This window comes from Psychromonas aquatilis, assembly GCF_038155185.1.
Taxonomy (GTDB): domain Bacteria; phylum Pseudomonadota; class Gammaproteobacteria; order Enterobacterales; family Psychromonadaceae; genus Psychromonas; species Psychromonas aquatilis.
The window spans coordinates 25,834-52,109 of record NZ_JBAKAZ010000019.1; the positions used below are offsets into that span (position 1 = coordinate 25,834).

25 protein-coding genes are annotated in these 26,276 nt (G+C 38.7%); 10 read left to right on the top strand and 15 right to left on the bottom strand.

All coding sequences use genetic code 11. The features are described from left to right. Positions 1–3 precede the first annotated feature (3 nt). The 3 genes from V6256_RS06795 (at position 4) to V6256_RS06805 (ending at position 1,698) form a co-directional block, all read left to right on the top strand. Entirely contained in the window at positions 4–780 is a 777-nt protein-coding gene (locus V6256_RS06795) for a threonine/serine exporter family protein (protein ID WP_341597320.1), read from the top strand. Continuing rightward, on the top strand, positions 780–1,247 hold the full coding sequence (locus V6256_RS06800) for a threonine/serine exporter family protein (RefSeq protein WP_341597321.1): 468 nt from the start codon (positions 780–782) through the stop codon (positions 1,245–1,247). Before V6256_RS06795 ends, V6256_RS06800 begins: the two co-directional genes overlap by 1 nt. Positions 1,248–1,362: 115 nt before the next feature. Beyond that, positions 1,363–1,698: a PBPRA1643 family SWIM/SEC-C metal-binding motif protein gene (locus V6256_RS06805; protein WP_341597322.1), complete on the top strand. Its 336-nt coding sequence runs from the start codon at positions 1,363–1,365 to the stop codon at positions 1,696–1,698. 126 nt (positions 1,699–1,824) lie between these two features. Here the strand turns inward: V6256_RS06805 and V6256_RS06810 are convergent, their stop codons facing one another. Further along, positions 1,825–2,814 (bottom strand): DUF2333 family protein, encoded by a 990-nt coding sequence (locus tag V6256_RS06810; protein ID WP_341597323.1) that lies wholly within the window; start codon positions 2,812–2,814, stop codon positions 1,825–1,827. A gap of 150 nt (positions 2,815–2,964) precedes the next feature. Here V6256_RS06810 and folA point away from each other — a divergent pair, with 150 nt between their 5' ends. Continuing rightward, a complete protein-coding gene (gene folA / locus V6256_RS06815) occupies positions 2,965–3,456 on the top strand; it encodes a type 3 dihydrofolate reductase (RefSeq protein WP_341597324.1) in 492 nt (163 codons plus the stop codon). Positions 3,457–3,480: 24 nt separating this feature from the next. Here folA and V6256_RS06820 read toward each other — a convergent pair whose 3' ends face one another. Genes V6256_RS06820 through lptD form a run of 5 tightly spaced genes read right to left on the bottom strand, consistent with a single transcriptional unit; the run spans position 3,481 to position 9,805 of the window. After that, complete coding sequence (locus tag V6256_RS06820) at positions 3,481–4,290, bottom strand: symmetrical bis(5'-nucleosyl)-tetraphosphatase (RefSeq protein ID WP_341597325.1); 810 nt, start codon at positions 4,288–4,290, stop codon at positions 3,481–3,483. 6 nt (positions 4,291–4,296) lie between these two features. Then, on the bottom strand, positions 4,297–5,109 hold the full coding sequence (gene rsmA, locus V6256_RS06825; RefSeq protein WP_341597326.1) for a 16S rRNA (adenine(1518)-N(6)/adenine(1519)-N(6))-dimethyltransferase RsmA: 813 nt from the start codon (positions 5,107–5,109) through the stop codon (positions 4,297–4,299). Between the two features lie 4 nt (positions 5,110–5,113). Then, the gene (gene pdxA / locus V6256_RS06830) at positions 5,114–6,109 is read right to left on the bottom strand and encodes a 4-hydroxythreonine-4-phosphate dehydrogenase PdxA (RefSeq protein WP_341597327.1); all 996 of its coding nucleotides are present in this window, start codon (positions 6,107–6,109) and stop codon (positions 5,114–5,116) included. Beyond that, positions 6,109–7,425: a peptidylprolyl isomerase SurA gene (gene surA / locus V6256_RS06835; RefSeq protein ID WP_341597328.1), complete on the bottom strand. Its 1,317-nt coding sequence runs from the start codon at positions 7,423–7,425 to the stop codon at positions 6,109–6,111. The genes pdxA and surA overlap by 1 nt, the downstream gene beginning before the upstream one ends. A gap of 10 nt (positions 7,426–7,435) precedes the next feature. Then, on the bottom strand, positions 7,436–9,805 hold the full coding sequence (lptD, locus tag V6256_RS06840; protein ID WP_341597329.1) for an LPS assembly protein LptD: 2,370 nt from the start codon (positions 9,803–9,805) through the stop codon (positions 7,436–7,438). 219 nt (positions 9,806–10,024) lie between these two features. On the opposite strand from lptD, the gene djlA reads away from it, so the two are divergent. Both djlA and dapD read left to right on the top strand, forming a co-directional pair. Beyond that, positions 10,025–10,840: a co-chaperone DjlA gene (djlA, locus tag V6256_RS06845; RefSeq protein ID WP_341597330.1), complete on the top strand. Its 816-nt coding sequence runs from the start codon at positions 10,025–10,027 to the stop codon at positions 10,838–10,840. A gap of 316 nt (positions 10,841–11,156) precedes the next feature. Then, on the top strand, positions 11,157–12,185 hold the full coding sequence (dapD, locus tag V6256_RS06850; RefSeq protein WP_341597331.1) for a 2,3,4,5-tetrahydropyridine-2,6-dicarboxylate N-succinyltransferase: 1,029 nt from the start codon (positions 11,157–11,159) through the stop codon (positions 12,183–12,185). Positions 12,186–12,421: 236 nt separating this feature from the next. Here the strand turns inward: dapD and alr are convergent, their stop codons facing one another. The 9 genes from alr to V6256_RS06895 form a co-directional block, all read right to left on the bottom strand. Beyond that, positions 12,422–13,504 carry an alanine racemase gene (alr, locus tag V6256_RS06855; RefSeq protein WP_341597332.1) on the bottom strand — a complete coding sequence of 361 codons (1,083 nt, stop codon included), beginning with the start codon at positions 13,502–13,504 and terminating at the stop codon, positions 12,422–12,424. A 9-nt stretch (positions 13,505–13,513) separates the two neighbouring features. After that, a complete protein-coding gene (locus tag V6256_RS06860; RefSeq protein WP_341597333.1) occupies positions 13,514–14,773 on the bottom strand; it encodes a D-amino acid dehydrogenase in 1,260 nt (419 codons plus the stop codon). Between the two features lie 296 nt (positions 14,774–15,069). After that, positions 15,070–15,642 (bottom strand): septation protein A, encoded by a 573-nt coding sequence (locus V6256_RS06865; protein WP_341597334.1) that lies wholly within the window; start codon positions 15,640–15,642, stop codon positions 15,070–15,072. 25 nt (positions 15,643–15,667) lie between these two features. After that, positions 15,668–16,492, bottom strand: coding sequence for a tryptophan synthase subunit alpha (gene trpA, locus V6256_RS06870; RefSeq protein ID WP_341597335.1), 825 nt, complete (start codon positions 16,490–16,492; stop codon positions 15,668–15,670). Then, a complete protein-coding gene (gene trpB, locus V6256_RS06875; RefSeq protein WP_341597336.1) occupies positions 16,492–17,679 on the bottom strand; it encodes a tryptophan synthase subunit beta in 1,188 nt (395 codons plus the stop codon). The genes trpA and trpB overlap by 1 nt, the downstream gene beginning before the upstream one ends. A 49-nt stretch (positions 17,680–17,728) precedes the next feature. Beyond that, positions 17,729–19,135, bottom strand: coding sequence for a bifunctional indole-3-glycerol-phosphate synthase TrpC/phosphoribosylanthranilate isomerase TrpF (trpCF, locus tag V6256_RS06880; protein WP_341597337.1), 1,407 nt, complete (start codon positions 19,133–19,135; stop codon positions 17,729–17,731). After that, entirely contained in the window at positions 19,128–20,150 is a 1,023-nt protein-coding gene (gene trpD, locus V6256_RS06885) for an anthranilate phosphoribosyltransferase (RefSeq protein WP_341597338.1), read from the bottom strand. The genes trpCF and trpD overlap by 8 nt, the downstream gene beginning before the upstream one ends. Beyond that, positions 20,151–20,762: an aminodeoxychorismate/anthranilate synthase component II gene (locus V6256_RS06890; RefSeq protein WP_341597339.1), complete on the bottom strand. Its 612-nt coding sequence runs from the start codon at positions 20,760–20,762 to the stop codon at positions 20,151–20,153. It lies immediately after the preceding gene. A gap of 3 nt (positions 20,763–20,765) precedes the next feature. Further along, entirely contained in the window at positions 20,766–22,373 is a 1,608-nt protein-coding gene (locus tag V6256_RS06895) for an anthranilate synthase component 1 (RefSeq protein WP_341597340.1), read from the bottom strand. 336 nt (positions 22,374–22,709) lie between these two features. On the opposite strand from V6256_RS06895, the gene rnm reads away from it, so the two are divergent. The 4 genes from rnm (at position 22,710) to galU (ending at position 26,157) form a co-directional block, all read left to right on the top strand. Then, positions 22,710–23,552, top strand: a complete 843-nt coding sequence (rnm, locus tag V6256_RS06900) for an RNase RNM (RefSeq protein WP_341597341.1) — start codon at positions 22,710–22,712, stop codon at positions 23,550–23,552. Positions 23,553–23,633: 81 nt separating this feature from the next. After that, positions 23,634–24,254 carry an L-threonylcarbamoyladenylate synthase gene (locus V6256_RS06905; RefSeq protein ID WP_341597342.1) on the top strand — a complete coding sequence of 207 codons (621 nt, stop codon included), beginning with the start codon at positions 23,634–23,636 and terminating at the stop codon, positions 24,252–24,254. 119 nt (positions 24,255–24,373) lie between these two features. Next, positions 24,374–25,246, top strand: coding sequence for a 23S rRNA pseudouridine(2605) synthase RluB (gene rluB, locus V6256_RS06910; RefSeq protein WP_341597343.1), 873 nt, complete (start codon positions 24,374–24,376; stop codon positions 25,244–25,246). A gap of 83 nt (positions 25,247–25,329) precedes the next feature. Then, positions 25,330–26,157 carry a UTP--glucose-1-phosphate uridylyltransferase GalU gene (galU, locus tag V6256_RS06915; protein WP_341597344.1) on the top strand — a complete coding sequence of 276 codons (828 nt, stop codon included), beginning with the start codon at positions 25,330–25,332 and terminating at the stop codon, positions 26,155–26,157. Positions 26,158–26,276: the final 119 nt, after the last annotated feature.

Consider the following 26,276-nt stretch of genomic DNA (forward strand, 5'->3'; position numbering starts at 1 on the left):
ATAATGAGCCTGTCTAGGGAAGCGCAAACGGAATTAACACGGGTTGCCGTGTATGCTGGACAAATTCTTCATCAACATGGAGCAGAAAGTCGAGTTATCGAACAAACGGTGCAACGTATTGGTATTGCATTAGGGGCTGACAGTGTGGAATTGTCACTTAGTCCTGATGCGATTGTGATCACCAGTTTATTCGACGGTCATTGTATTACTACAACTAGACGCTGTTATGATCGAGGGATTAATATGCATATGGTATGTGAAGTGCTGCGTATCTGTGTAATGGCTGAAAAACAGTTACTCGATACGAAAGAAGTGAACAAGCGTTTAAAGCGCCTGAAACCTTTTAAGCATAACCGTTGGCTGGTTGTATTAATGGTGGCCTTTTCCTGTGCTAGCTTTAGTCATTTCTTTGGTGGAGATAGAGGCGTTTATTGGCTAACCTTTGTGGCAGCGGGGTTAACCATGTTGCTGCGTCAAGAGCTTGCTCATCGACATCATAATCCGTTCATTAACTTTTCTATTGCCGCTTTTATCGCAACCTCTATTGCGAGTCTCGGGGTGATTTTTGAGATTGGAGATAATCCTCAGATAGCGATGGCTGCAAGTGTTTTATTACTTGTACCGGGTTTTCCTTTAATTAATGCAGTATCAGATATGTTAAAGGGCCATATTAATATGGGGATTGCTCGATGGGTATTTGCTACCTTATTAACAGTTAGTGTTTCTATCGGGATTGTTGCTTCAATGACCTTAACAGGCGTGTCAGGGTGGATAAATTAATGAGTGATTTATTAATGGGCTTTATAACTGATGCATGGTTTGCATGGATCCCTGCCGTTGGCTTTGCCATGCTCTTCAATGTTCCGCCAAAGATGTTAGTCTTTTGTGCTATTGGTGGTGCGTTAACACATAGTTTACGCTTTTTATTATTACATTTTGGTATGCCTATTGAGTGGGCTACGTTTATCGTGTCGACAAATATGGGCTTTATTGGCTTGTATTGGTCACGTAAATATCTGATCCCTCGCCCGGTCTTTACGGTAGCGTCAGTTATTCCAATGATACCGGGTAGCTTTGCTTTTAAAGCCATGGTTGGTTTAATGGCAATTAATACTAATGGTTACACTTTAGAGCTAATGCAAACCGTGATGGAAAACGGCTTACGTACCTTATTTATACTGACTGCACTGAGTTTTGGGTTAGCGGTACCTTCTATTTTAATTTATCGTGGTCGTCCAATTGTTTAAAGCTAGATTGGACCTGATAATACTGTACACTGTGCTGAAAATCCTGAATGCCATTTCAGTTGATAGCCTACCAGCCCAGAATACTAAAAATAGAATAGAACAATAAAGGTCAATTATGTCAGATAAATTTTTCTTTAAAGGTAAGAAAGAGAAAAAACCCAAACATTCGAGTTACGGGTTTAATACAAAACGAACAGTGAAAGCTGGAACGGAAGAGCTACCTTTACAAGTTACCGTAAATAATGATGCTCGTGCAGAAGAGATCACTGCGTTAGCGAAACAGCATGAATTAATTGTAGCCATTACAATAGACGAAAATTCAGCAGAAAATACCACCGAATTAGATGTATTAATTAATAAACCGGTGACGACGCGCTTTGAAAAGAAACCTGCTCGTAATGAACCTTGTATTTGTGGTAGTGGTAAAAAATATAAGAAGTGTTGTGGTTAATACAAGCCACGAATCTTAAATCAGATGTGAACGCTAAGCTGTTAGTACATTTTAGTTGTGAATGAGATATAAAAAAGCCTAGATAATTTTATCTAGGCTTTTTTATTCACTTAATATTTTAAAAGGTTAACCTTTTTCTAATAAGCCTCTGAGGTCAATCAAAGCAGCATTTGCGCGTGATACGTAATTTGCCATTACTAGTGAATGATTTGCGACAAGACCAAAGCCATTACCATTTAACACCATTGGGCTCCATACAGCCTGTTGTGTTTCTTCTAAATCACGAATGATCTGTTTTAAGCTGACGGTTGCATTTTTCTTTTCTAATACATCTTTAAAGTCAATTTGAACCGCTTTTAGGAAATGTAATATAGCCCATGTAGAGCCTCGGCTTTCATAAAATACATCATCAATCTTGAACCAACTTGTTTGTACCTTTAATTGCTCATTGGTCACCGTTGATTGTTTTGCTGAAGTGTCCCCCGCTAAGTTAGTATCAAAAATATCGTTGCCTACACTTGCGCTTAGGTTTTGAGAGATTGAGCCCAGTCGCTTTTCTATTTCACGTAGCCAGTCGCTTAAATTATCTGCTCGTGTGTAAAACTGTGCTTCTTTTTCATCTTCAGAGGCGAGACGCGTACGGTAACTAGCCAGTGCTTTAATTGCTTTTTTATATTCACTTTCTGCACTTGGTAAAACCCAGTTTTTATGAGAGATATTCACTTTATTTTGTGCGGTTTCTAAGTCTTTATCACCAGTCGACTGAGATTGTGAGCGACTGAAGTCAAGGCGCATCACTAATGCTAAATCACGCACTTGTTCTAGAACACCGTATTCAAAAGCAGGCATATTATCCATCAATAACCCAGGAGGGCTCATATCATTTGAGATAAAACCACCTGGTTTGTCTACTAACCAAGTTGTCATGTCAATTAAGGTTGTGACTGTTGCGTAACCCGGTACTATTTCACTATCAGTTGCTAATGCCTCTGCGCGGACGCGTTGCTTTACATCATAACTTGATGGCATCCATCCCCACCAAATTGAGATTATCCATAAGATAAATGAACCAAATATTAGTATTGGTACGATGCTTTTCTTCAGTGAAGTTGTCATTTTGTCCCTTAAATTAATGTATATGACAAAATTTTAACATATTCATTGCGACAATAAATATGTGTGATTAACAATTAAATAGGTGAAACTTAAAAGTTAATTGTTAAACTGAGAAAATATTAACAAGTGATTTGTAGAATTAGGATAAAAATGAAGATTTCAATGATAGTAGCAATGGCCGAACAACGTGTCATTGGGCGAGATAATGATATGCCGTGGCACTTACCTGCTGATTTACAGCACTTTAAAAAAGTGACCTTAGGTAAGCCGGTGATAATGGGACGTAAAACCTATGACTCTATTGGTAGAGCATTACCTGGACGTTTAAATATCGTGGTATCACGTGACCCTTCATTAGTTATCCCTGGTGTGACTTGTGTGACCACTGTTGAACAAGCATTATTGGCGGCAGAAGGCGTCGAAGAGGTGATGATCATTGGTGGCGCGACTATTTACGAGCACTTCTTAAAAGTTACAAACCGTTTATACTTAACCTTTATCGATTTAAAAGTACAAGGGGATACGCATTTCCCTGATTACTTAGTGGAAGGTAAGTGGGTGGAAGTTGAACGTGAGACGTTTAAAGCAGATGAAAAAAATGCTCATGACTTAGCTTTTGTCACATTAGATAGAGCAAGTTAGGTATTTTATCAATTTAAGGTTTGATTAGCCGTAAGCAGGGCAGGATAGAGAAAACTTCTTTTTATCCTCCCAGCGAATCATAGTTAAGCTATTACCCCAGACACAGCCAGTATCTAAGGCATATAAATCCTGTTCATCAACATATCCTAACAATGCAGCCCAATGACCAAAAAGAATTGGCTGGTCGTGTTGTCTATCTATTTTAAACCAAGGCTTTAGTTGATTATTATCGGTTTGAGATGGCGCTAATTTACTGTGAAGTTCAAGATCACCTGAAAGTGTACAATAGCGCATACGTGTAAATGCATTAATAATAAAACGAGTCCGCTCGATACCTGTTAAGTCATCTCGCCATGCGCTTGGGTGGTCTCCATACATGTTTTTTAGCAATGACTTATAGTCTTTTCCATGTAGTTCGCTTTCTACTTCTTTAGCCAGTGCTTTAGCTTTATCGATGCTCCAAGCTGGCAAAATACCCGCATGTACCATGATAAATTTATGCTCAGGATGTTCTAGTAATAAAGGTTGGTGGCGTAACCAAGTCAGTAACGCCTGCTTATCGTCAGCTTCTAAGATGGCAGCGGTTTTATCTTTGGCTTTAACAGGGTGGACACCTATTGCTGTGGCTAATAGGTGTAAATCATGATTACCAAGAATAATTTTCGCCCCTATTTTTTTCAAATAGCGAAGCGTTTTCAATGATTTTGGACCACGCGCGACTAAGTCGCCAGCTACCCACAATTGATCTGTATCGATATCAAAATCAGCAAGGGTTAATAAGTCGCGCAGCTCATCATAACATCCTTGAATATCACCGACGATATAGGTAGCCATTACGAATTAAGCTTCCTGCTGGCGGTCAAAAACATAATTGGCAACACGTACATATTCTTCAACAGAAATATTTTCAGCACGTTTACCAATGTTAATGCCAAGTGTTTCTAGCTCTTCAGCAGTAAGGATTTCTCTCCAGCCATTTCGTATTGTTTTACGTCGCTGATTAAAAGCCATTGAACAAACTTGATTCAACACCTTAATGCTTTTTGCAATAAAAGGAGGTGTATCATAAGGCTCTAAACGTACAACAGCAGACTCTACTTTTGGTGCTGGTTTAAATGCCGTTGGCGGTACTTCTAATACTGGGATAACATTACAATAGTATTGAGCCATAACGCTTAAGCGGCCGTAAGCTTTACAATCAGGCCCTGCACATAAGCGATTAACCACTTCTTTTTGTAACATGAAATGCATGTCAGAAATTTTATCTGCAAACTCAAATAAATGGAACATTAGTGGCGTTGAGATATTGTAAGGTAAATTACCAAATACACGTAATTGCTTATCACCTTGCACTAATTGACCAAAGTCGAAGCGCATCGCATCGGCTTGGGTGATTTTTAGTTTATCACGTAATGTTGGGTGTTCCTCTAAACGTGCCGCAAGATCTCGGTCTAATTCAACGACGTTTAAGCAATCTACTTTACGTGCAACAGGCTCTGTTAAGGCGCCTAAACCAGGGCCGATTTCGACGATATTATCTTCAGCCTGTGGGGCAATAGCAGCCACAATTGAGTCAATGATGTAATCATCATGTAAAAAGTTTTGTCCAAAGCGTTTACGGGCAGTATGGCCTAGGTGGGTTTTATCATTCATTTTTTTAGTTAACCTTGTTGATGTTACTTTGGACCATGGTAATTGCTTCATTGACTGCACATAATAAACTACCTGAGTCGGCTTTTCCTGTTCCTGCTAAATCGAGTGCGGTGCCGTGATCAACCGATGTCCGGATGAAAGGCAGGCCAAGCGTAATATTTACTGATTGACCAAAGCCTTTGTACTTAAGCACAGGTAATCCTTGGTCATGATACATGGCTAATACCGCATCTGCGTGTTGTAAGTATTTTTCTTGAAAGAGTGTATCGGCTGGAAGAGGGCCTACCAAGTTAATGCCTTTTGCGCGGATATTATCTAAAGCGGGCTCTATCACCTCAATCTCTTCTCGTCCCATATGTCCGCCTTCACCTGCATGAGGATTTAATCCACAGACATAGATAGTCGGATCTTGGATGGCATATTTTTTTTGTAATTCAGCATTTAAAATACTGATAATGTTATCTAGCAGTGGCTCTGTAATTGCTGCAGGCACTGCTGATAAAGGTAGGTGAGTGGTCGCTAATGCAACCCGTAATCCTGTTGTCGCTAACATCATGACGACTAAATCGACATTTGCTTGTTCTGCAAAGAATTCCGTATGGCCACTAAATGCCACTCCCGCATCATTAATAATACCTTTATGGACTGGTGCTGTAACAACCGCTGCAAACTCACCACTTAGGCAACCTTGACTTGCAAAGCGCAATGTTTCTAATACGTAAGCGCCATTTTCTACATTCAATACACCAGGGTCAACGGTTGCTGGTGCTGATATATGAGCAACAGTTAAGTGGCCTTTTTTCGCAGCTTTTGGTGCTATACCTTTATCGTAGTCATGAAACGTAATGCTTTTATTAAGTAAAGCTGCACGTTTTTTTAATACATCGATATCTGCACAAATAATCAATTCAACAGGCCATGTTTGTTCTGCTAATTGCAGTACTAAATCTGGACCGATACCACTTGGTTCACCTGCGGTAATAATTAAGCGAGCTAACATTATCTTTCCTCAATAATATAATCGGGATTATTAATTTTAATATAAGCTTCTTGGCGTAACTCGTTGAGCCATGCGTAGGCTTCAGCAGGGAAGCGCTGCCTAAAGATTAAGGTGTATGCTTTCTGTTTAGTTGCCGCTTCAGTCGTATCTGATTGACGCTTGTCCATGATTTGTAAAATGTGCCAACCATGGTCTGTATGGAAAGGCTGACTAATTACACCAACTTCTTGTGATTGAGCAAGATCTCTAAACTCTGGTACATAGATATTAGGATCAGCCCAACCTAAGTTACCACCTTTCACTGCTGAGCCAGGATCTTGAGAATATTCTCTTGCCAGCTCTTCAAATGATTTGCTGCCATCTAAAATTTGCTGGCGAATCTTTTGTAATAATTGCTGTGCTTGTTCATCACTTAAGATAATAGAAGGTTTAACTAATATATGACGCGCGTTGACTTCTTCAGTCATGACATTTTCGCCGCCTTTTTTATCTAATATTTGGATGATATGTACACCTAAATCAGAATGGAAAGGGCCGATAATATCGCCTTTTTGATCCGTTTCACTGATCTCTGCAGCGAATAAACTTGGCATTTCTTCCATATTTCGCCAACCCCAATCACCACCTTCTAATGCTTTAGGTCCTTCTGAGTAAGTCAAAGCAAGCTGTTTAATATCTTCACCACTTTTGATTTTTTCAACCAGTGAAGCTGCTTCCTTATCTAAAGCTGCTTTTTGTGCGGTACTTGTTGATTCAGAAGTTTTTAATAGGATATGGGCAAAGTTAAACTCAACATTAGCTTGGTCGGTTTGATTAATGCGATCGATAACCTGTTCAACTTCTTGGTCAGTAATGGTAATACGTCTTCTTACTTGTATTTGTCTTACTTCATTAATCGTTAGTTCATTACGCACACCTTCCACAAATTGCTTATAATTACCACCTGATGCCTCTATATCAGCGCGCATTTTATCTAATGTCGTATTTTGCTTTTTAGCCATCTCAACAAGTGTTTGATCTAATCTTGCGTCACTAATACGTAAACCTATCTGTTCAGCAACTTGTAGTTGAAGGCTATCAGTTATCAGCTTATCTAGTATTTGTTTATCTATATTTTCTTTGTCTGGTAATGTCTGCCCACTTTCTTGATAACGTTGAACAAGTTCTTTTTTTAAGTTTTGCATATCGCTACTTAAAATTATTTCTTTGTTCACTACTGCTTCAATATTATCTAACTGGACTTCAGCTGCATTCGTAAAAGATGGAATGCTGCTAGCTAGTATTAGTGCGCTTAAAAGTTTTTTTGTAAATTTCATTTATTACTCATTATTTTAAATAAAATGGGCGACCGTAGTCGAATAAACTATCTTCACCGTCTGAATAGCCTAAACCGCCTAATCCCATTAGTTCAAAGTTTATACTGATGCTTCTTTCTGTTTCCATATCATCGTAGTAATCGTCTTGGTCGCCGTAATAGGAGAGCATATGCTCATCATAAGCGATACCAATTGCCCAACAGCAAGATTGATATTTAAGTCCAATAATACTCTCATAACTATCTTTAAATTCAACATTATAGTAATAGCTTGCATAAGTAGACCATTGTGTATTGATAGACCAGTTAAGTTTACTGCCTACTTGGTTAACCACTTCGTCCCACTCACTATCTTCATCTTCTTTATAGTAGCGGTAACCGAGTTGTAAATAAGTATTATGAGCCCAACGTTTTTCAATTGTGGTATTCACTTTATGCAATAGGTTTTTATCAGAATCCCAGTTTATCCCTGCATGGAAAAAGTAATCATCATCAAAGTTAACGTCTAATTCAGATATTAACGACGAGCGGCTAACTGATTGCCCATCATCATCGTCGTCATCATCAGGTAAGACGGTACGTGATTGCGATAAGTAATAGTTTTGACCAATAGCAAAACGTAAACGTTCCTCACCTTGAGCATTAATAAAACGACTTTCTAAACCAACAGTGATTTGGTTTGCTTCTGCTATGCGGTCATAACCTGAGTAGGTGTTATCTCGGAATAGACCATAATAATCTTGTAGCAATGTAGTTGTGTCATAAGTACCTATGCCAGATTGATCTTGGTAAGGCACGTATAAGTATTGCATTTGCGGAACTAATGTTTGGCGATATTGTTCTCCGAAAATAGAAAAGTCACGCTCTAAATTGATGCCCGAATGTATTTTGAAAGAGGGCAGGTAACGTGTTGCAGTTTCATCCAGATCATCATACCAATCATACTTATCTGCATTATCTAAATCTTGTTGGTAGTAACTCAACATGTATTTCAACTCAGTATTCACGAACATAGAGTTGTAGTTAAGCGGCAATGATAATTTAGGTTCGATATGCACTCGAGTCCCTGTGTAAACATCATCCTCGCTGTGTTCAAATCGTGTTACTTCTGAATAAACATCAAGCTCTAAACTTTTAAAATTTAGAGGCTGGTAAACATTGAATGCTAATTTTGGCAATACAATATGTGGAGTGTCACCACTACCTAAAACTTGGAAGTCTCGAACTTCTAGTTCGCTATTCCAGTTTTTTTTGGTATAGGTCAAAGAAGCGGTTTGCAAGAGTTGATTATCACTTCGGTCACCGTAATCTGTTGTAATATCATTGAAGTAATCATCATCACTTACACGGCTGTAGTTTGCACTAAATTTCCAGTCATCAGCGAACTTCAAAGAGTGATCCCAGTGTAATAGGTAACGCTCGTCTAATAGATCTCCATTATCATCTTCACGTAGTTTATCATTTGCTAAATACTCTGCTTGAATTGTACCCGAACCAACATCGAATAAGTAACGATACTCAGCTGATAACAATAAGCCTCTATTTTCCATATAGTTAGGCGTAATCGTTGCATCTTGATTTGCTGATAAATTTAGATAAATAGGTTGGCGATAGGAAAAGCCATTAACATCAGAAAATGAGTAACTAGGGAAAAGAAAACCTGTTTTACGTTTATCTGATAAAGGGTAACTAATATATGGGAAGTAAAAGACTGGGAAATCTTTAACACGTAATACCGCATTGTAAGCAGTACCAAGGTCTTCTTCTTGATCTATATACAGTGTAGTCGCATCCAAAGACCAAGTGGTATCGCCGGGAGGACAAGCGGTATAGCTAGAGGACTTTAATTCATAGAAGCCTTTACCATCACCTTCGATTTTATCTGCGCTACCACGGCCACCTTGACCATGGAACTGGTATTGGGCTCGGGTTAACGAAGATTGTTCAGTTCTTAAATTAGTATCAACTTGATCTGCAAACAAGGTAATTTGTCCATCAACATAATGGGCATTACCTGTCGCATTTGCTTGTTCGGTATTACGGTTATAAATCAATCTATCTGTATTAAGTGATTTAATACCTTGAATAACATTAACACTACCGTCATAAATAATATCACCATTGAGGCCAGTTAACGTGTCCGCTTCAATACTGATCGGTATTTGATTTAATTCAGTGTCACTTCTTTCTGTAACAGGAGGGACCTGTTGATAACATTGCTTGAAGAACACCTGTACATCTCTTGGAGTTGACTTTTCTGCTAACGTAGCCGAAGACTTCTCGTTACTGGCATTAGATTGTTCTTTACTGTCCTCCACTTGTTGTGCAGCAGCACAGGCGATTGGAGATAAAATTAATAATGTCGGTAATAGTTTTAACATGAATAACTCACAACAAGTGCTTAGAAATATTTGAAAACGCTAAGCAGAAACAATAAATATGACTGTATATAATAAAGTAAACTCTTGCTTGCTCCAATCTTTGATTTACTTAATCAACGAGAATTTTTGTTATTTAGTACAAATAATTGGCAAATTTGCAGATAGTTAGTCAAAATAATAAAAAGTTCATATTTCACAATTTAAAGGTAATGATTAGTTATGCGCATATGGGGAAAGTTAATAGGTGGTTTCTTTGGATTCATGTTTGGTCATTTCCTTGGTCTGGTTATTGGTATTTGGCTAGGACATCGTTTTGATAGTGCGGTTGGCAGAAAGTTCAGTTTTCAAGATGGAATTTTAGGCGGTAGAGGAAATAGTGCAGATAAACAAAAGATATTTTTTGAAACTGCTTTCTCTGTTATGGGGCATGTGGCTAAATCTAAGGGGCAAGTAACTCAAACTGATATCCAGATCGCGAATGCTTACATGGATCAAATGAATTTACATGGCGAAGCAAGAGTACACGCACAAAATGCCTTTAAAGCAGGTAAAGCGGCTGATTTTGCTTTAACCGAAAGTTTACAGTTATTTGTTCAAACATTACGTGGTGAACGCAATGTATTGCAGATGTTTTTGGCGATTCAAGTGCAAGTTGCTTGTTCTGATGGTGTTATTGAGCCGCAGGAACAAAAGGTTTTATTGATTATCGCTGAAAATTTAGGCTTCTCTCATTTCGAGCTGGAACGTTTGATCCAAATGATCCAAGGACAACAACAGTTCCATCGCGGTGGACAAAGCGGTCAACAATATAATAAGGCCGATTCCGAAGCTGATGCATATAAAGTGTTAGGCATAGAAAGCACTGCAACAGATAAAGAAGTAAAACGCGCATATCGTAAATTAATGAGTCAAAATCATCCTGATAAACTAGCTTCCAAAGGGTTACCTGATGAAATGATGGAGTTGGCTAAAGAAAAAGCCCAAGATATCCAAAAAGCCTATGAAGTACTGCGTAACAGTCGAGGTTTTAAATAACCTTACCCCTACGTTTAAGCCTAGTGATAATTACGTGATTATTGCTAGGCTGACACGACTATATTCGTTACTAGATTGACCTTTCATCGACCCTCTTTTGTTAATATTTTCAGTTGTTTGTAAGACATCTCACTTAAGTGAAAAACACTCGAACATGGTTTTTTTAAACTTAGCCTTGTGAGTGCTTGATTTGATGGGATTTCATAAAAGTAAAATAGTTATTGTTTATCGCATTTAAGTTTTGCATCTGCTTGTTGGCTTCTCTATTATTAGCGCTCATATTTTTTAATAGACCTATTATATCGGAGCTTAAATCATGTCTACATTTTCTCTTGCGTTTGGTACTGCTACAAAAAACCGTGACCAAAAAATCATCGAAGCATTTTTTCCAAACCCAATCTTAAACCCGAATGACGATTTAGTCGCAACGATTGGTGCATTAACTGGATATGAAGGTGGAAATCAAGTGATTGAAGTTACGCCTACTGTTGCTGAACAACTAGCTGCTGCTTTTAATGGCGAAGGCGATACTAACAATGCTGATTTTGCAGTTGCAGCAGCGAAATCAGAGCAAGCATTAGTACTGGTTATCCTAGCAACTGATGAAGCGCCACAAAGTGTTGCAGAAGGTTACTTAAAATTACAACTTATTTCACATCGTTTAGTTAAACCACACGGTGTTGTACTAGATGGTATTTTTGGTTTATTACACAATATTGCATGGACTAATAAAGGTGCAATTGATTTACCTGAATTAAAAGATCGCCAAATTGAAGCGCGTCTAAAAGGTGAGGTTATTACTGTCGATTGCGTTGATAAATTCCCTAAAATGGTTGATTACGTTGTGCCTGCTGGTGTGCGTATTGCTGATACATCTCGTGTGCGTTTAGGCGCTCATGTTGGTGAAGGCACAACAGTAATGCATGAAGGCTTTATTAACTTTAATGCTGGTACTGCTGGTGTAAGTATGGTTGAAGGACGTATCTCTGCGGGTGTAATGGTTGGTGAAGGAAGCGATATTGGCGGTGGTGCTTCAATCATGGGGACATTATCAGGCGGTGGTAAAATGGTTGTTGCTATTGGTGAGAACAGCTTATTAGGTGCAAATGCTGGATTAGGTTTCCCATTAGGTAACCGCTGTACTATTGAGTCAGGTCTATATGTTACTGCTGGCTCTAAAGTTAAAATGCTAGATAACGAAGGGAACGATGCTGGCTCTGTGAAAGCGCGTGACCTATCGAATAAAGATGACTTATTATTCCGTCGTAACTCAATGACTGGTCAAATTGAATGTTTAGTAAATAAAAGTGCTGTTGAATTAAATAGCATGCTGCATTCAAACTAAATTCTTGTGTTGTAAAGCAGTGCTTGTAAACGATTAGGCTACCTTAAGGTGGCCTTTTTTATATGACTTACTTTTTGCTGTGTTTATTTTGCTATGGTTATTTTGAATTGAGTTATTTATCTGATGGGGCGTCTTGTCATTTCGGCTTTGACAAGGCTTCTGAGAGAATAATTGGGTATATAAAAAAGGCCTGTAAAATTTCTTTTACAGGCCTTTTAAAAAAATAGTATGTTAACTTATTTTACATATTGTTTGCTGATACGTCGTGATAACCCGCAAAACAAAGTATAAGAGATAGTATCTGCACATTCAGCAACATCATTTACTGCTACATTATCTCCCCATAGCTCAACTTCAAGGCCTAGGCAATCTTGATCTGCAAACATCGATAAATCAACCATCGCCATGTCCATTGAGACGCGACCTAATATCTGACTCTTTTTACCATTGATCCAAACAGGTGTACCATTAACGGCCTGTCTTGGGTAACCATCAGCATAACCAATAGAAATAGTACCTATTTTATGGACATCAGGAGCTGTCCACTTGGCGTTATAGCCAACACTTTCACCTTTATCGATAGTACGCTCAGAGATGATTTTAGCTTTCACCGTCATCGCAGGCATTAAGGCTTTAGATAAGGCTGGATCATTAATTGGAGAAGAACCATACAGCATGATACCTGGCCGTACCCATTGGCTTCTGTTTGGCATCGCGTTGCTTAACACAGCAGATGAGTTGGCAATACTGATATCACCTGGTAAATCAGCAACGGTTGCAATAAACAGATCTGTTTGTTGTTGAGTGATCGACGAGCTTAAATCATCAGCTGATGAAAAATGAGTCATGTGGGTAATGCTAGCCACCTGACTCAATGCATTTAATTGTGACCATGCATCAGCGTATTCATCTGGTAAAAAGCCTAAGCGATGCATACCTGAGTCCATTTTTAACCAAACATTGATAGGTTGCTCAAAATTTGCATTTTTAATCGCATCAATTTGAAATTGGTTATGTACAGCTGTCCATAGGTTATTGTTACTGATGTAATCTAACTCATCTACGGTGAAGAAGCCTTCTAACAGGATGATTGGTTGTGTAATGCCTGCTTCTCGCAGCTCAATCGCTTCTTCGATACAAGCGACACTAAAGGCATCAACTATATCCGCTAGCTCTTTGGCTACTTTAACTGCACCATGCCCATAGGCATTGGCTTTAATAGTCGCAACTGCTTTCGCTGGCTTAGCTAGCGATTTTGCATATAAATAGTTTTGTTTGATTGCACTTAACTTAATAAGTGCAGTAGCAGTTCTTGCCATTATTTTTCCTTAACGTCCGTAACGGTCAATAGATAAACCTTCGCTATCTATATCAGGGGTTTGATCGTTCATAACATCACTTACAAACTTCGCAGATCCTAAAGACATCGTCCAACCGAGTGTACCGTGTCCTGTGTTGAGGAAGAGGTTATCGATGTTTGTTTTGCCTAGAATAGGAGTACCATCTGGTGTCATTGGTCTTAATCCACTCCAAAATTCTGCTTTACCTAAGTCTCCGGCATGCGGAAATAGTTCAGCAATTGAATATTCTATATTTTTACGACGTTTTTCTAGCAATGTTGTATTGTAAGCTGCAATTTCAGCTGTGCCGCCGACACGAATACGATCGCCTAAACGCGTGATCGCAACTTTGTATGTTTCATCCATAACTGTCGACTCTGGTGCTGCTGAGTAATCTTCAATTGGTAAAGTTAGGGAGTAACCTTTAACAGGATAAACAGGTACTTTAATACCCACGTTTGCTAACATATGTGTCGAGTATGAACCGAGCGCCATTAAATAGGTATCTGCTTTAAATTCACCTTTATCAGTTGCCACACCGGTGATTTCATTGCCTTGTTTGTTTAATTTCTCGATGCTGGTGTTCATTACAAATTTAACACCCATTCGTTCACAGTCTTTTGCTAGCTCTGTAACAAACTGGTGACAGTCACCTGTTTCATCATTAGGTAAATGCAAACCACCTACAATTTTATGAATAGTATGCTTAAGTGCTGGTTCATAATCTAAACAATCTTCTGCGCTTAATACTTTATGCTCAACGCCACATTCAGTTAATACTTGAATGTCTTTCTTAGCGCTTTCAACCTGAGTACGGGTACGAAAAACTTGCATTGTACCTTGTGTTCTATGGTCATAATTAATATTGATTTCTTCTCGTATCGCGCGTAAACAGTCACGACTATATTCAGCAACACGCATCATACGAGATTTATTACGGTGATAATCCTTAGTATTACAATTGGCAACTAACTTAGTCATCCAAAGCATGGTTTCAGTATCTAAGTCTTTAATACTGATTTTTAAAGGTGCTAATTCTTGCATTAACCACTTCATTGCTTTGATTGGGATACCCGGCGCAGCCCATGGAGCTGAATACCCTGGTGATATTTGCCCAGCATTGGCAAAGCTTGTCTCGTTCGCTACAGTTGATTGTCTATCAATTACTGTTACATCATGCCCTGACTTAGCTAAATACCAAGCACTCGTCACACCTATTACACCAGAACCTAATATTAAAACTTTCATTTATCTATTCCAAAATTATCACCAATAAGAAATGACATAATAAATCGAATTTATGATTATTAATGATTGTATTTTAAAAAAAATCAGAATAAAAAACTTTATAAAATGGGTATTTCAGGTATTTACTCTGTTCTATCTCATTAAAATAGGATATATATCAATAAAGGAAGGAAAAACGCGTAGTAGACTACTTGATTGCCTATTTTTTACCTAAAAAAAAGATACCCAATACTGAAAGCATCGGGTATCTCTTTTTATCATTTAATAAGTGCTCAATAATCTATACGATTAGCATTTTACTTATCTGATTTTTTGTTCTCTTCGACTGTTACTTTGTCGTCATCTTTTGGTAAGTATTTATATATATAAATACCACTGAACAGTGTAAATACAATCGTTGCACCTAATAAACCAAACACTTTAAAGTTTACCCAGATTTCTTGTGCCATATAAAAAGCGACATAAACGTTGAGTAATCCCAGCACGATAAAAAAGAGTGCCCAAGCAATATTAAGAGAGTTCCACACGCTATCTGGTAGTGTGATTTCTTTACCTAACATTTGTTTGATGATCGGTTTCTTAAAGATAAATTGGCTTGCCAATAATGCAATGGCAAATAGCACATAGACAGCTGTGACTTTCCACTTTATGAATACATCGTTATGTAATACCAATGTTAATGAGCCAAAAACAAGCACCATTAAGAATGTGATCACATGCATTTTCTCTACTTTGCCGTGTTTAAAGTAGTTATAGGCAAGTAACAACCCAGTTGTAATAATTAACGAACCTGTCGCCGCGTAGATATCAACCATTTTATAAACAATAAAAAAGATGATTAAAGGTATAAATTCAAAAAATTGTTTCATGTCACTCTCTTTATATGGCTTGCTATTATTTCAAGGTGGCGGCTTTCATGGCACTGATAAAGTCGGTCATTTCTGATTGCATTTTTTCTGGATCATCTAGGTTACGCTCAATAACCTTAACCACAGCAGAACCTGAAATAGCACCAGCAGCACCTGATTTAATCGCATCTGCCACTTGCTCTGGTTGAGAAATACCAAAACCTAATAATGAAGGCGGTGCATTATGCTCACCTAATGTTTCAAGCATATGTTCAACGGGCATACCAGCTTTAGCATCAGCGCCAGTAACACCTGCACGGCTTAGCAAGTAAGTATAACCTTGACCATATTCAGCAACTTGTTTTAAGGTTGCTTTATCACCATTAGGTGGTGCAATAAATATTTGCTGTAAACCAACTTTATCGGCAGCTGCACGATAAGGTGCGCTTTCATGTAATGGCACATCGGCAATTAGAATTGAATCAACACCTGCGTCTTTACATTCTTGGTAAAAAGATTCGATACCATTGCGATAAACCAGGTTAACATATAACAATAAACCGATAGGGGTGTCAGGATGTCTTGCACGAATTTCTTTGATAATCTCAAAACATACTTGCGGTGTTGTACCTGAATTCAATGCTCGAATTGAAGCGTCTTGAATGACCACACCGTCAGCCACTGGATCTGAGAATGGGATACCTAATTCAAGTGCATCTGCACCGGCTTTAACTAAAGTATCAATAATGTTCAAAGATTGTTCGCGGTCAGGATCGCCAACTGTCACAAATGGGACAAAGGCACCTTGGTTCGCTGCTTCTAGTTTTTCAAATAATTTTGCGTATCGCTGTGACTGTAGATCATGTGCCATTAGATCATACCTCTCTTTTCAAATATGTCTGCGACGGTGAAGATATCTTTATCACCACGTCCTGATAAATTAACAATGATGACCTGTTCTTTATCATCTTCTTCGATAATTTTTAATGCATGTGCTAGCGCATGAGATGATTCTAAAGCAGGAATGATCCCTTCCTGTTCCGCTAATGCTTTAAATGCAAGAAGCGCTTGGTCATCGGTTGCATTGACATATTCTGCACGGCCTATTTGCGCTAAGTGCGCATGTTGTGGCCCTACTGAAGGAAAATCTAAACCAGCAGAAATAGAGTAAGACTCTTGAATCTGTCCATGGGTATCTTGCATCATCAATGATTTCATACCAAAGAAAATACCATCTGTACCACAAGCAATTGGACACCCATGCTCACCAGTTTCTATTCCATGACCGCCTGGTTCAACACCAATTAGCTGAACGTTTTCATCTTCAATAAAGTCAGAGAAAATACCAATGGCGTTAGAGCCACCACCGACACACGCAATCACTTTATCAGGCAAAATACCTTCTTTACGTAAACATTGTTGTTTAGCTTCTTCACCAATGACTTTTTGGTATTCACGTACAATGGTAGGGAATGGATGTGGTCCGGCAGCAGTACCTAATAGGTAATGCGCAGTTTCGTAACTACCAGCCCAATCACGAAGCGCTTCATTACATGCGTCTTTTAATGTTGAAGAGCCAGAAGTCACGGGAATCACTTCCGCACCCATTAGGCGCATTCTGAACATGTTAGGTTTTTGGCGCTCACAATCGACAGCCCCCATGTAAACACGGCATTTTAAACCAAGCAGTGCACAAGCTAAAGCGGTTGCAACACCGTGTTGGCCAGCGCCTGTTTCTGCGATGATCTCTGTTTTACCCATGCGTTTTGCTAATAATGCTTGGCCTAATACTTGGTTGGTTTTATGTGCACCACCGTGTAAAAGGTCTTCACGTTTTAGGTATAACTTGGTTTTTTTACCTTTGGTTAGATTGCGACATAATGTCAGTGGAGTAGGGCGACCAGCATATTCTGTTAATAACTCTTTAAACTCTTCTTGAAATGATTCATCTTGTTGTGCTTTTAAAAATTCAGCTTCAAGTTGTTTTAATGCAGGGACTAATATTTGCGGTACATACATACCACCAAAGTCACCAAAATAAGCGTTTAATGTTTCCATTTTTATATTACCTTTTAATCGGTTTAATATTGTCTGATACCAAGATCATCTATCGTGTCATGTATCGACGAATTTCGGAGAAGCTCTTGTTTAATTTCTCTGCGTCTTTTTTACCAGGAGCTGATTCAACACCCGAGTTAAAGTCTAATCCAGCACAGCCTATTAATGCTGCTTGTTGTGCATTTTCTGGGTTTAGGCCGCCGGCAATAATGATCTTATTCTTATCGCCGTTTTGCTGCTCAAGTAGAGACCAATCAAAACGTTGACCTGTACCGCCACTTTGCTCACCGACGCGAGTGTCTAAAATATGTTTGCTAACATTGTATTTTTCAAATTCAGGTAAACTATCAGTAATACCATGTGCTTTCCATACTTCGCAGTTTTTAGGTAATACCGCCAGCAACTCTTTAATATACTTAGGTGACTCATCACCATGAAGCTGTACTGCACTTAACCCTAAACTTTTAGCGGTATAAGCAACTAGCTCGACTTGTTCGTTCTGGAAAACACCCACATAAGCAAGCGGTGCTCCTAACATCACTAAACGAGCTTGTTCTAACTCGACGAAGCGAGGGGATTTTTCAACAAAAATTAATCCGCCATAAACCGCACCGGCTTTATGAACATCGGCTGCATCTCGTGCATGTGTTAACCCACACACTTTATTCTCACCTAAAATCAACTTACGACAAGCAAGATCGATATTAGGTTGTGACATAATCGAACTACCAACTAAGAAGCCATTTGCGTAAGCGCTAAGCTCTTTTACTTGTTGGTGGTGATAGATACCCGATTCCGAAATAACGATACGGTCTTGTGGTATCTTAACGGCTAATTGTTTAGTACGGTTTAAATCAATAGTCAGATCACGTAAGTCTCTATTGTTAATGCCAATAACTTTAGCGTTCAAAGCAATAGCTCGTACTAACTCATGTTCGTTACTGACTTCCGTTAACACGCCCATATTTAAACTATGAGCCGTATCGCGGTAAGCTTGGTAAGCATCATCATCTAATACTGATAGCATTAATAAGATGGCATCAGCTTGATAATGACGCGCTAGATAGATTTGGTATGGGTCAACAATAAAGTCTTTACAGATAATCGGTTGAGATACTTGAGAGCGCACAGTGTTAATGTATTCAAAGTCGCCTTGAAAATACTTTTCATCGGTTAATACTGAAATAGCTGAAGCGTAGTTTTTATAAGTACCGGCAATTAAATCTAAGTCAAATTCTTCACGAATTAAGCCTTTTGAAGGTGACGCTTTTTTGCATTCAAGAATGAATACACTGTCGTCTTGATCCAATGCTTGATAGAAGTGACGATCACTTTCTATTAGTTGATCTTTAAAACCAATCAAAGGTTGTTGTTGTTTACGTTGTTCAACCCAAATTAATTTGTCATCCACAATCTTGCCTAAAATTGTATCTTGTAAACTTTGGTCATTAAGCATTACTTTGCTCCGCAAGTTGTTTTAATAGTGTCAAAGGTCGGCCCGACTGCATACTGCTAAGGGCCATTTCGGTGCCTTGTTTAAAGTTATCTGCTTTACCGTTTAATACCAATAATGCAGATACATTAATTGCTACAGCAGATTGTTGAGCTTCAGTACCTTTACCTTGTAAAATTTGTTCAATGATTTGTTTGTTTTGTTCTGGACTACCACCAAAAATGCTTTCAACAGGGTGGTGTTCAACACCAAAATCTTCTGGTGTCAGTGTGTATTCTGTTATTTTACCCTCGTGCAACTCCGCGACTTGGGTTGTACCATGTAGCGCCACTTCATCTAAACCACTGCCGTAAACAACCATTACACGTTTCATGCCTAGTTGTTGATGTACTTTGGCAATTGGCACTAATAATTCTGGTGCATATACCCCCATCAACTCAAATTCAGGGCGAGCTGGGTTAATGAGTGGACCGAGCACATTGAAGATAGATCGGGTTTTTAACGCACCACGTACTGGCGCAGCAAAGCGCATTCCCGCATGGTAACTTGGCGCAAAAATAAAGCATACATTTAAGTCATCTAAGCACTGGCGAGCTGTCTCAGGAGACATATCTAAGTTAACGCCAAAGGCTGCTAATAAGTCCGATGAACCAGACTTACTAGAGACACTGCGACTACCATGTTTACAGACTTTTACGCCGCAAGCTGCAGCAACAAATGCACTGGCTGTTGAAATATTAATCGTACCTAGGCCATCACCGCCAGTACCAACAATATCGGTAAACGGATAATCTGGGCGAGGAAAAGCTTTCGCTTGTGCTAACAATGCTTTAGCTGCGCCAGTCACTTCCTGTGGCCTTTCGCCTTTGATTTTAAGCGCAGTTAATACTGATGACAGTACTATCGGATCTATTTCACCTAAGACAACTTGTTCGAAAAAAGCCTGACTTTGTGACTCTGAGAGAGTCTGACCTTGATATAATTGCTCCAAGGTAGGGTAAACATCATATTCGCTCATTTAAAACTTCTCCGTTTCAGTCAATAAATTAAGGCTATTTTCTAGTAATTGCGCACCTTCACAGGTCAAAATTGATTCCGGGTGAAATTGAAAACCAATCACCTTATCTTTTTCTTGATAAATAGCCATACACATCTGGTTATAATCTGCCACTGTTTGTAATGCATCTGGTACCTGAGTACCCACTAACGAATGGTAACGAGCGACGGATAAAGGGGAAGATAAACCTGTGAACATCTTATCGCCGCAATGGTTAATTAGCGATGATTTACCATGCTGAATTTCATCTGCTTGTCCTACAACACCACCATATTGCTCAATTAAGGCTTGATGGCCTAGGCAGATGCCGAGAATAGGCACTTGGCCTTTACATAGTGTGATTAAATCAATCATACAACCGGCTGCACTTGGGGTTCCTGGACCTGGCGATAACACTAACACCACTTCACCTTCGCAGGCGTCAATATGTGCTTTGATCTGCTCTGCACTTTGGCTATTACGGTAAATTTTGACTGGGTAACCCGATGATTTGAATTGGTCAACTAGGTTATAAGTAAACGAGTCAAAGTTATCAAGAAAGAATAAAGTTGCTTTATTGTTGGTAGAAGTCATGATTTATTCTCCTTGCTCATTGCGTTGGGCTGTGACTGCCTTAAGTGTTGTACCATGGGCAAGTGCGACGGCATTAAGTACTGCTGCGGCTTTACTGCGGGTCTCATCGGCTTCTAATTGTGGTACTGAGTCATAGACAACTCCTGCACCAGCTTGTGCGTGGGCAATGCCATCTTTTACAAAAGCAGAGCGGATAACAATACAGCTATCCATATCACCGTTACCATTAATATAACCAACGGCACCGCCGTAACTACCGCGGCGTTTTTTCTCTACTTGACGGACAAGGTTTGATGCACTGATTTTTGGCGCTCCTACCAAGGTTCCCATATTCATACAAGCTTGGTAAGCATGAAGTGCATCTAAATCTTCACGTAATTTACCTACTACGCGTGACACTAGGTGCATCACATGGCTGTAACGGTCAACTTGTAATAGGTCTGCTACGTGACGTGTGCCTGGTTGGCTAATTCGAGCGACATCGTTACGCGCTAAATCAACTAACATTAAATGTTCCGATGTCTCTTTTTTGTCGAGACGTAATTCTAATTCTAAACGACCATCTAAATCTTTATTAATACTGCCATCTGGGTTAAAACCACGACGACGTGTGCCGGCGATAGGATAAATTTCAACATCACGTGTCTGTTGTGTAAATTTAATTGCGCTTTCTGGCGATGCACCAAATAAAACGAAGTCACTATCTTTTAAATAAAACATATAAGGACTTGGATTCGTTTCTTTTAACTTTTGATAAGTTGAAATAGGATCTGGACAAGGCAGTGAGAAGCTTCGCGAAGGAACAACTTGGAAAATATCGCCTTTTACAATATTAGTTTTTAATTGTTCAACGATTTGACAGTATTCATTGTCAGAAACATCGACTTTAACTTGTGCATCAATGGTCATTTGTTTATTAACTGGGGCAATAAAGTCATCACAGAACCCTTGTAACTGAGTGATTCTGTTTTTAATTCGCGCTTCACTTTCATCTGAGTACAAACCGCCAAAAACACTGCCTAATATTTCACTTTGTTGAGTTTGGTGATCATGCAACATTAAAGTTTCTGCTACATAGAATAAGTAATCTGGTGTAGTATTTTCGCCATCAGGTACCTCTAACAACTGTTCAAAAGTCGCAATAAAATCATAGGCAAACACTCCGCCTAAAAATAATGCTTCAGGGTGAGTTGATACTTTTTTAATACGCTCAACAATACAACGAATAGCATCCATTGGTGAAGCTGATTTTAATCGTTGGTCTTCATCGCCACTGGTATCTGATTGTGGGAAGGTGATTTCTAATTCTTTAGGTGATTGAGCTGTGATGAGTTGCGTTGAAAATTTTGGTGCGATAAAGGTGAGTAAGTCTTTACCGTTATCGGTTAAAGCACTTAAAGTGACTGTTAAACCGTGACAAGTTATTTTTAAACAGGCATCAACGAGTATTAAGCTTTTTAAGTGTGCTTTACTTTCAATTTCAGCTGAGTCGAATAAAAGGTGATTATCACTTTCTTCGCTGACTTTTTGAAATAAGCCTAACGAGTCTTGAATATAACTGCAGGGTGCTTCGATGGTTTTTAATACGCCGATGGGGTGTAAAGTGTTCATATTTAAATCCTTAAATTTTAGATAGCAAATTGGGTTGTTATTGTTATTTGATTTGCCATCGCCAACTAAGGATTGTGTTTAAAATGCTCATTTATCTACCTGTTGTATTTTTTGTGTGTTCCAAATATGAAAAAAGCCCGCAATATGCGAGCTTATAAATTGGTTTTTCTGGGAAATTAAATATACAAAAACCTCATTGCTCGCTTATGAGAATGAGTGCCACCAAGAATCTTTAAGAGTAATTGTATTAAAAATCATATATTATACGTCCCGTATTAGTTAGGAGTTATTTTTTTGTATTCTGCTCCTAATGTCAAGGTTATTTTTAGGATATTCATGTTAATTGATCTTCATTCCCATACAAAAGCATCAGATGGGCAACTTACCCCTAGCGAATTAGTACAACGTGCTGAAAACAGACAAGTTCATTTTTTAGCCATTACGGATCATGATACTATTGATGGGTTAAGTGAAGCGTCACAATATATTCAAGATAATGATTTAAAGTTGCAGCTTATTAATGGCATCGAGGTGACCAGTAATTGGCTAAATCATGAAATCCACGTTGTTGGTTTAAATATTGATCCTACTCATTCTGCATTATCAGAGTTGATTGAAATCCAAAAACATAAACGCGAACAACGTGCCATTGAAATGGGCCGTCGTTTAGCCAAAGCAAACATTGAGAATGTTTATGAAGGAGCAAAGGCGTTAGCCGGTGATGGCGCAATCACGCGAGCTCACTTTGCACGTTATCTTGTTGAGATTGGTGTTGCACCCACTTTCCCTAAAGTGTTCGATAAATACCTAAGCCGTGGTAATACAGGTTATGTACCACATGATTGGGTGGATTTAGCTGATGCGATAGCAGCGATTCATGCTGCTGGTGGCCAAGCAGTCTTAGCACATCCAGATGCTTATAAACTTTCAAATAAGTGGTTAAGAAAATTATTTATCGCTTTTAAAGCTGCGGGTGGTGATGCGATGGAAGTTGCGATAGGGCAACAATCCCCACAAATGCGTTTACAACTTGCTATGTGGAGCAAAGAATATGATTTACTGGCTTCCCAAGGCAGTGATTTTCATTTTGTTGGCCGTTGGCGTGATTTAGGAAAAAGCTTATTTTTACCTGACGTTTGTCAGCCTATTTGGCATAATTGGGAAGCTTGTCAGAGCTGATGTTTGATCATTAAAAAATGCAGTTTATAGAATATCTGATTGTTAAATAAAGTTATAACAAAGTGATAAAGAGAAGAAAATATGAGTCAATTTTTTTATGTTCACCCAGACAATCCACAAATTCGTTTAATGAAACAAGCCGCTGAAATTATCAATAAAGGTGGTATTATTATCTTTCCAACTGATTCTGGTTATGCATTAGGTTGTGCGCTAGATAATAAAAATGCGTTAGAAAGAATCTGTCAGATAAGAAAAATAGATAAAAAGCATAATTTTACATTAATGTGTAAAGATTTAGCTGATATTGCAACGTACGCACGTGTTGATAACAGTGCTTATCGTATGTTAAAAAATAATACACCGGGTCCTTATACTTTTATCTTCAAATCAACCAAGGATTTACCAAAGCGTTTAATGAACCCAAGTAAACGTACGATTGGTATTCGGGTCCCTGATAATGCCATTGCATTGTCTTTATTGGATGAGTTGGATACGCCGTTAATGACAACGAGCTTAATTCTACCAGGCAATACCAGTACCGAATTTGATCCTGAAGAAATCAGAGATCAACTAGAACATCAAGTAGACCTTATTATTAATGGGGGATACTTAGGAGAGTCACCAACAAGTGTTATCGATTTATCAGATGATGATGTGGTGATAGTGAGAGAAGGAACGGGTGATTTAACTCCGTTCCAATAAGAATGATAAAGCGTAAATGCTTTAAAAAGTAATAATTATATAACGATGCACAGTCGCTTTTAGTTTTAGCGAAATAAAAGTGCAGTTGGCATAATGTGAATTACCCAAGGAAATAAAAAATGAGTGAAAAATTACAAAAAGTATTAGCACGAGCTGGATTAGGTTCTCGTCGTAAAATGGAAACAGTTATTGCAGAAGGGCGTGTTAGCCTAGATGGTAAAGTTGTTGAATTGGGCGAGCGTGTAACACAGGATCAAGTTATTCGAGTTGATGGCCATGTAGTTAAATATCAAGCAGCTGAAAGTGTTGTTTGTCGTATATTATCCTACAACAAGCCTGAAGGTGAAGTATGTACGCGTAGCGATGAAGAAGGCCGTAAAACTGTTTTTGATCGTTTACCACAGCTGAAAGGGGCTCGTTGGATCTCGATTGGCCGTTTAGATATTAATACGTCAGGTTTGTTGTTATTTACAACCGATGGCGAATTTGCAAATAAAATGATGCACCCAAGCCAGCAGATAGAGCGTGAATATGCAGTACGTGTTTTTGGCGATGTAACTGAAGCGATTTTAAATCGATTACGCACCGGTGTTCAACTTGAAGATGGTGAAGCAAAATTCCTAGATATCAAAGAACATGGCGGTGAAGGTATTAATCGTTGGTTCCATGTTGTACTTACTGAAGGACGTACACGAGAAGTACGTCGTTTATGGGAAAGCCAAGGCCTGCAAGTAAGTCGTTTAATGCGTGTGCGTTACGGTAATATCATGTTGAATAATCAATTACCGCAAGGTGGATGGCAGGAGCTAACACTTAAAGAGGTTAATTACTTGCGTAAACTTGTTGATATGCCGCGTGAAACGGAAACGAAAGTGCGTGTTGACACCAATAAAGTATCGAATCCACAAGCGAGAATTCGTCGAGCAGTTAAAAAGCATAATCAACATCGTAAAGCAGGTGAACGTCGTCGAGTGACGCGTACTAGAAGTTAAGTTAATGTTTATTAGGTGTTTTATTGTTAAAACAATGCTAAAGTATTTTACGTTCGTTTGAATACTTATAAAAGTGAGGGACTATGATTAAGAAGTGTTTATTTCCAGCCGCAGGGTATGGTACACGTTTTTTACCTGCAACTAAGTCTATGCCAAAAGAGATGATGCCTCTTGTAAACAAGCCATTAATTGAATTTGGTGTTGATGAAGCAATTGAAGCTGGTATGAGTGGAATGGGCATTGTGGTAGGTCGAGGCAAACACTCGATCGAAGATCACTTTGATCACAACTATGAATTAGAACATGAAATCAGCGGCACGCCAAAAGAAGCTAAGCTAGGTGATATCAGAAAAATAATGGATAGTGCGCGTTTCTCATTTATCCGCCAACGTAAAATGCAAGGTCTAGGCCACGCTATTTTAATTGGTAAAGAGTTGATCGGTGACCAACCTTTTGCGGTAGTATTAGCTGATGACTTGTGTATTAACCAAGATGGCGACGGCGTATTAAAGCAGATGGCTGCATTGTATGAGCAATTCCGTTGTTCAATTGTGGCTGTTGAAGAAGTACCTGAAGATGAAATTCATAAATATGGTGTAATCAAAGGCTCTGTGATCAGAGATGATATCTACCGTGTTGATGATATGGTTGAAAAGCCAGCACCAGGGACTGCGCCGAGTAATCTTGCGATCATCGGACGTTATATTTTAACACCTGATATTTTTGATATTTTAGAAAAAACGAAACCAGGTAAAGGTGGGGAAGTACAAATTACCGACGCTTTATTAGAGCAAGCTAAACGCGGTTGTGTATTAGCTTACAAATTTAAAGGTAAGCGTTTTGACTGTGGTAGTGTACCTGGTTATATCGAAGCAACTAACTTCGTTTATGAAAATCTATACGAAGATTAGAGTTATCTAGATACTTGCTTGGAAATTAATAACTAGAAATACCGTTCACCTAAAATGAACGGTAGACCCTGTAAATAACTCTGTGTAACTGCGGTTTTTAAATGTAATCTTTAAGGCGG

Bases quoted from the DNA above. Each gene is read 5' to 3' on its own strand.
- V6256_RS06860 (WP_341597333.1), bottom strand. From the start codon at position 14,773: ATGAAAGTTTTAATATTAGGTTCTGGTGTAATAGGTGTGACGAGTGCT.
- surA (WP_341597328.1), bottom strand. From the start codon at position 7,425: ATGAAATTTACAAAAAAACTTTTAAGCGCACTAATACTAGCTAGCAGC.
- trpCF (WP_341597337.1), bottom strand. From the start codon at position 19,135: ATGCTTAATGACCAAAGTTTACAAGATACAATTTTAGGCAAGATTGTG.
- V6256_RS06895 (WP_341597340.1), bottom strand. From the start codon at position 22,373: ATGAACACTTTACACCCCATCGGCGTATTAAAAACCATCGAAGCACCC.
- V6256_RS06820 (WP_341597325.1), bottom strand. From the start codon at position 4,290: ATGGCTACCTATATCGTCGGTGATATTCAAGGATGTTATGATGAGCTG.
- alr (WP_341597332.1), bottom strand. From the start codon at position 13,504: ATGGCAAGAACTGCTACTGCACTTATTAAGTTAAGTGCAATCAAACAA.
- trpB (WP_341597336.1), bottom strand. From the start codon at position 17,679: ATGGAAACATTAAACGCTTATTTTGGTGACTTTGGTGGTATGTATGTA.
- V6256_RS06800 (WP_341597321.1), top strand. From the start codon at position 780: ATGAGTGATTTATTAATGGGCTTTATAACTGATGCATGGTTTGCATGG.
- V6256_RS06795 (WP_341597320.1), top strand. From the start codon at position 4: ATGAGCCTGTCTAGGGAAGCGCAAACGGAATTAACACGGGTTGCCGTG.
- rluB (WP_341597343.1), top strand. From the start codon at position 24,374: ATGAGTGAAAAATTACAAAAAGTATTAGCACGAGCTGGATTAGGTTCT.
- V6256_RS06905 (WP_341597342.1), top strand. From the start codon at position 23,634: ATGAGTCAATTTTTTTATGTTCACCCAGACAATCCACAAATTCGTTTA.
- djlA (WP_341597330.1), top strand. From the start codon at position 10,025: ATGCGCATATGGGGAAAGTTAATAGGTGGTTTCTTTGGATTCATGTTT.
- trpA (WP_341597335.1), bottom strand. From the start codon at position 16,492: ATGGCACATGATCTACAGTCACAGCGATACGCAAAATTATTTGAAAAA.
- rsmA (WP_341597326.1), bottom strand. From the start codon at position 5,109: ATGAATGATAAAACCCACCTAGGCCATACTGCCCGTAAACGCTTTGGA.
- pdxA (WP_341597327.1), bottom strand. From the start codon at position 6,109: ATGTTAGCTCGCTTAATTATTACCGCAGGTGAACCAAGTGGTATCGGT.
- V6256_RS06805 (WP_341597322.1), top strand. From the start codon at position 1,363: ATGTCAGATAAATTTTTCTTTAAAGGTAAGAAAGAGAAAAAACCCAAA.
- folA (WP_341597324.1), top strand. From the start codon at position 2,965: ATGAAGATTTCAATGATAGTAGCAATGGCCGAACAACGTGTCATTGGG.
- lptD (WP_341597329.1), bottom strand. From the start codon at position 9,805: ATGTTAAAACTATTACCGACATTATTAATTTTATCTCCAATCGCCTGT.
- rnm (WP_341597341.1), top strand. From the start codon at position 22,710: ATGTTAATTGATCTTCATTCCCATACAAAAGCATCAGATGGGCAACTT.
- V6256_RS06810 (WP_341597323.1), bottom strand. From the start codon at position 2,814: ATGACAACTTCACTGAAGAAAAGCATCGTACCAATACTAATATTTGGT.
- galU (WP_341597344.1), top strand. From the start codon at position 25,330: ATGATTAAGAAGTGTTTATTTCCAGCCGCAGGGTATGGTACACGTTTT.
- dapD (WP_341597331.1), top strand. From the start codon at position 11,157: ATGTCTACATTTTCTCTTGCGTTTGGTACTGCTACAAAAAACCGTGAC.
- trpD (WP_341597338.1), bottom strand. From the start codon at position 20,150: ATGAGCGAATATGATGTTTACCCTACCTTGGAGCAATTATATCAAGGT.
- V6256_RS06890 (WP_341597339.1), bottom strand. From the start codon at position 20,762: ATGACTTCTACCAACAATAAAGCAACTTTATTCTTTCTTGATAACTTT.
- V6256_RS06865 (WP_341597334.1), bottom strand. From the start codon at position 15,642: ATGAAACAATTTTTTGAATTTATACCTTTAATCATCTTTTTTATTGTT.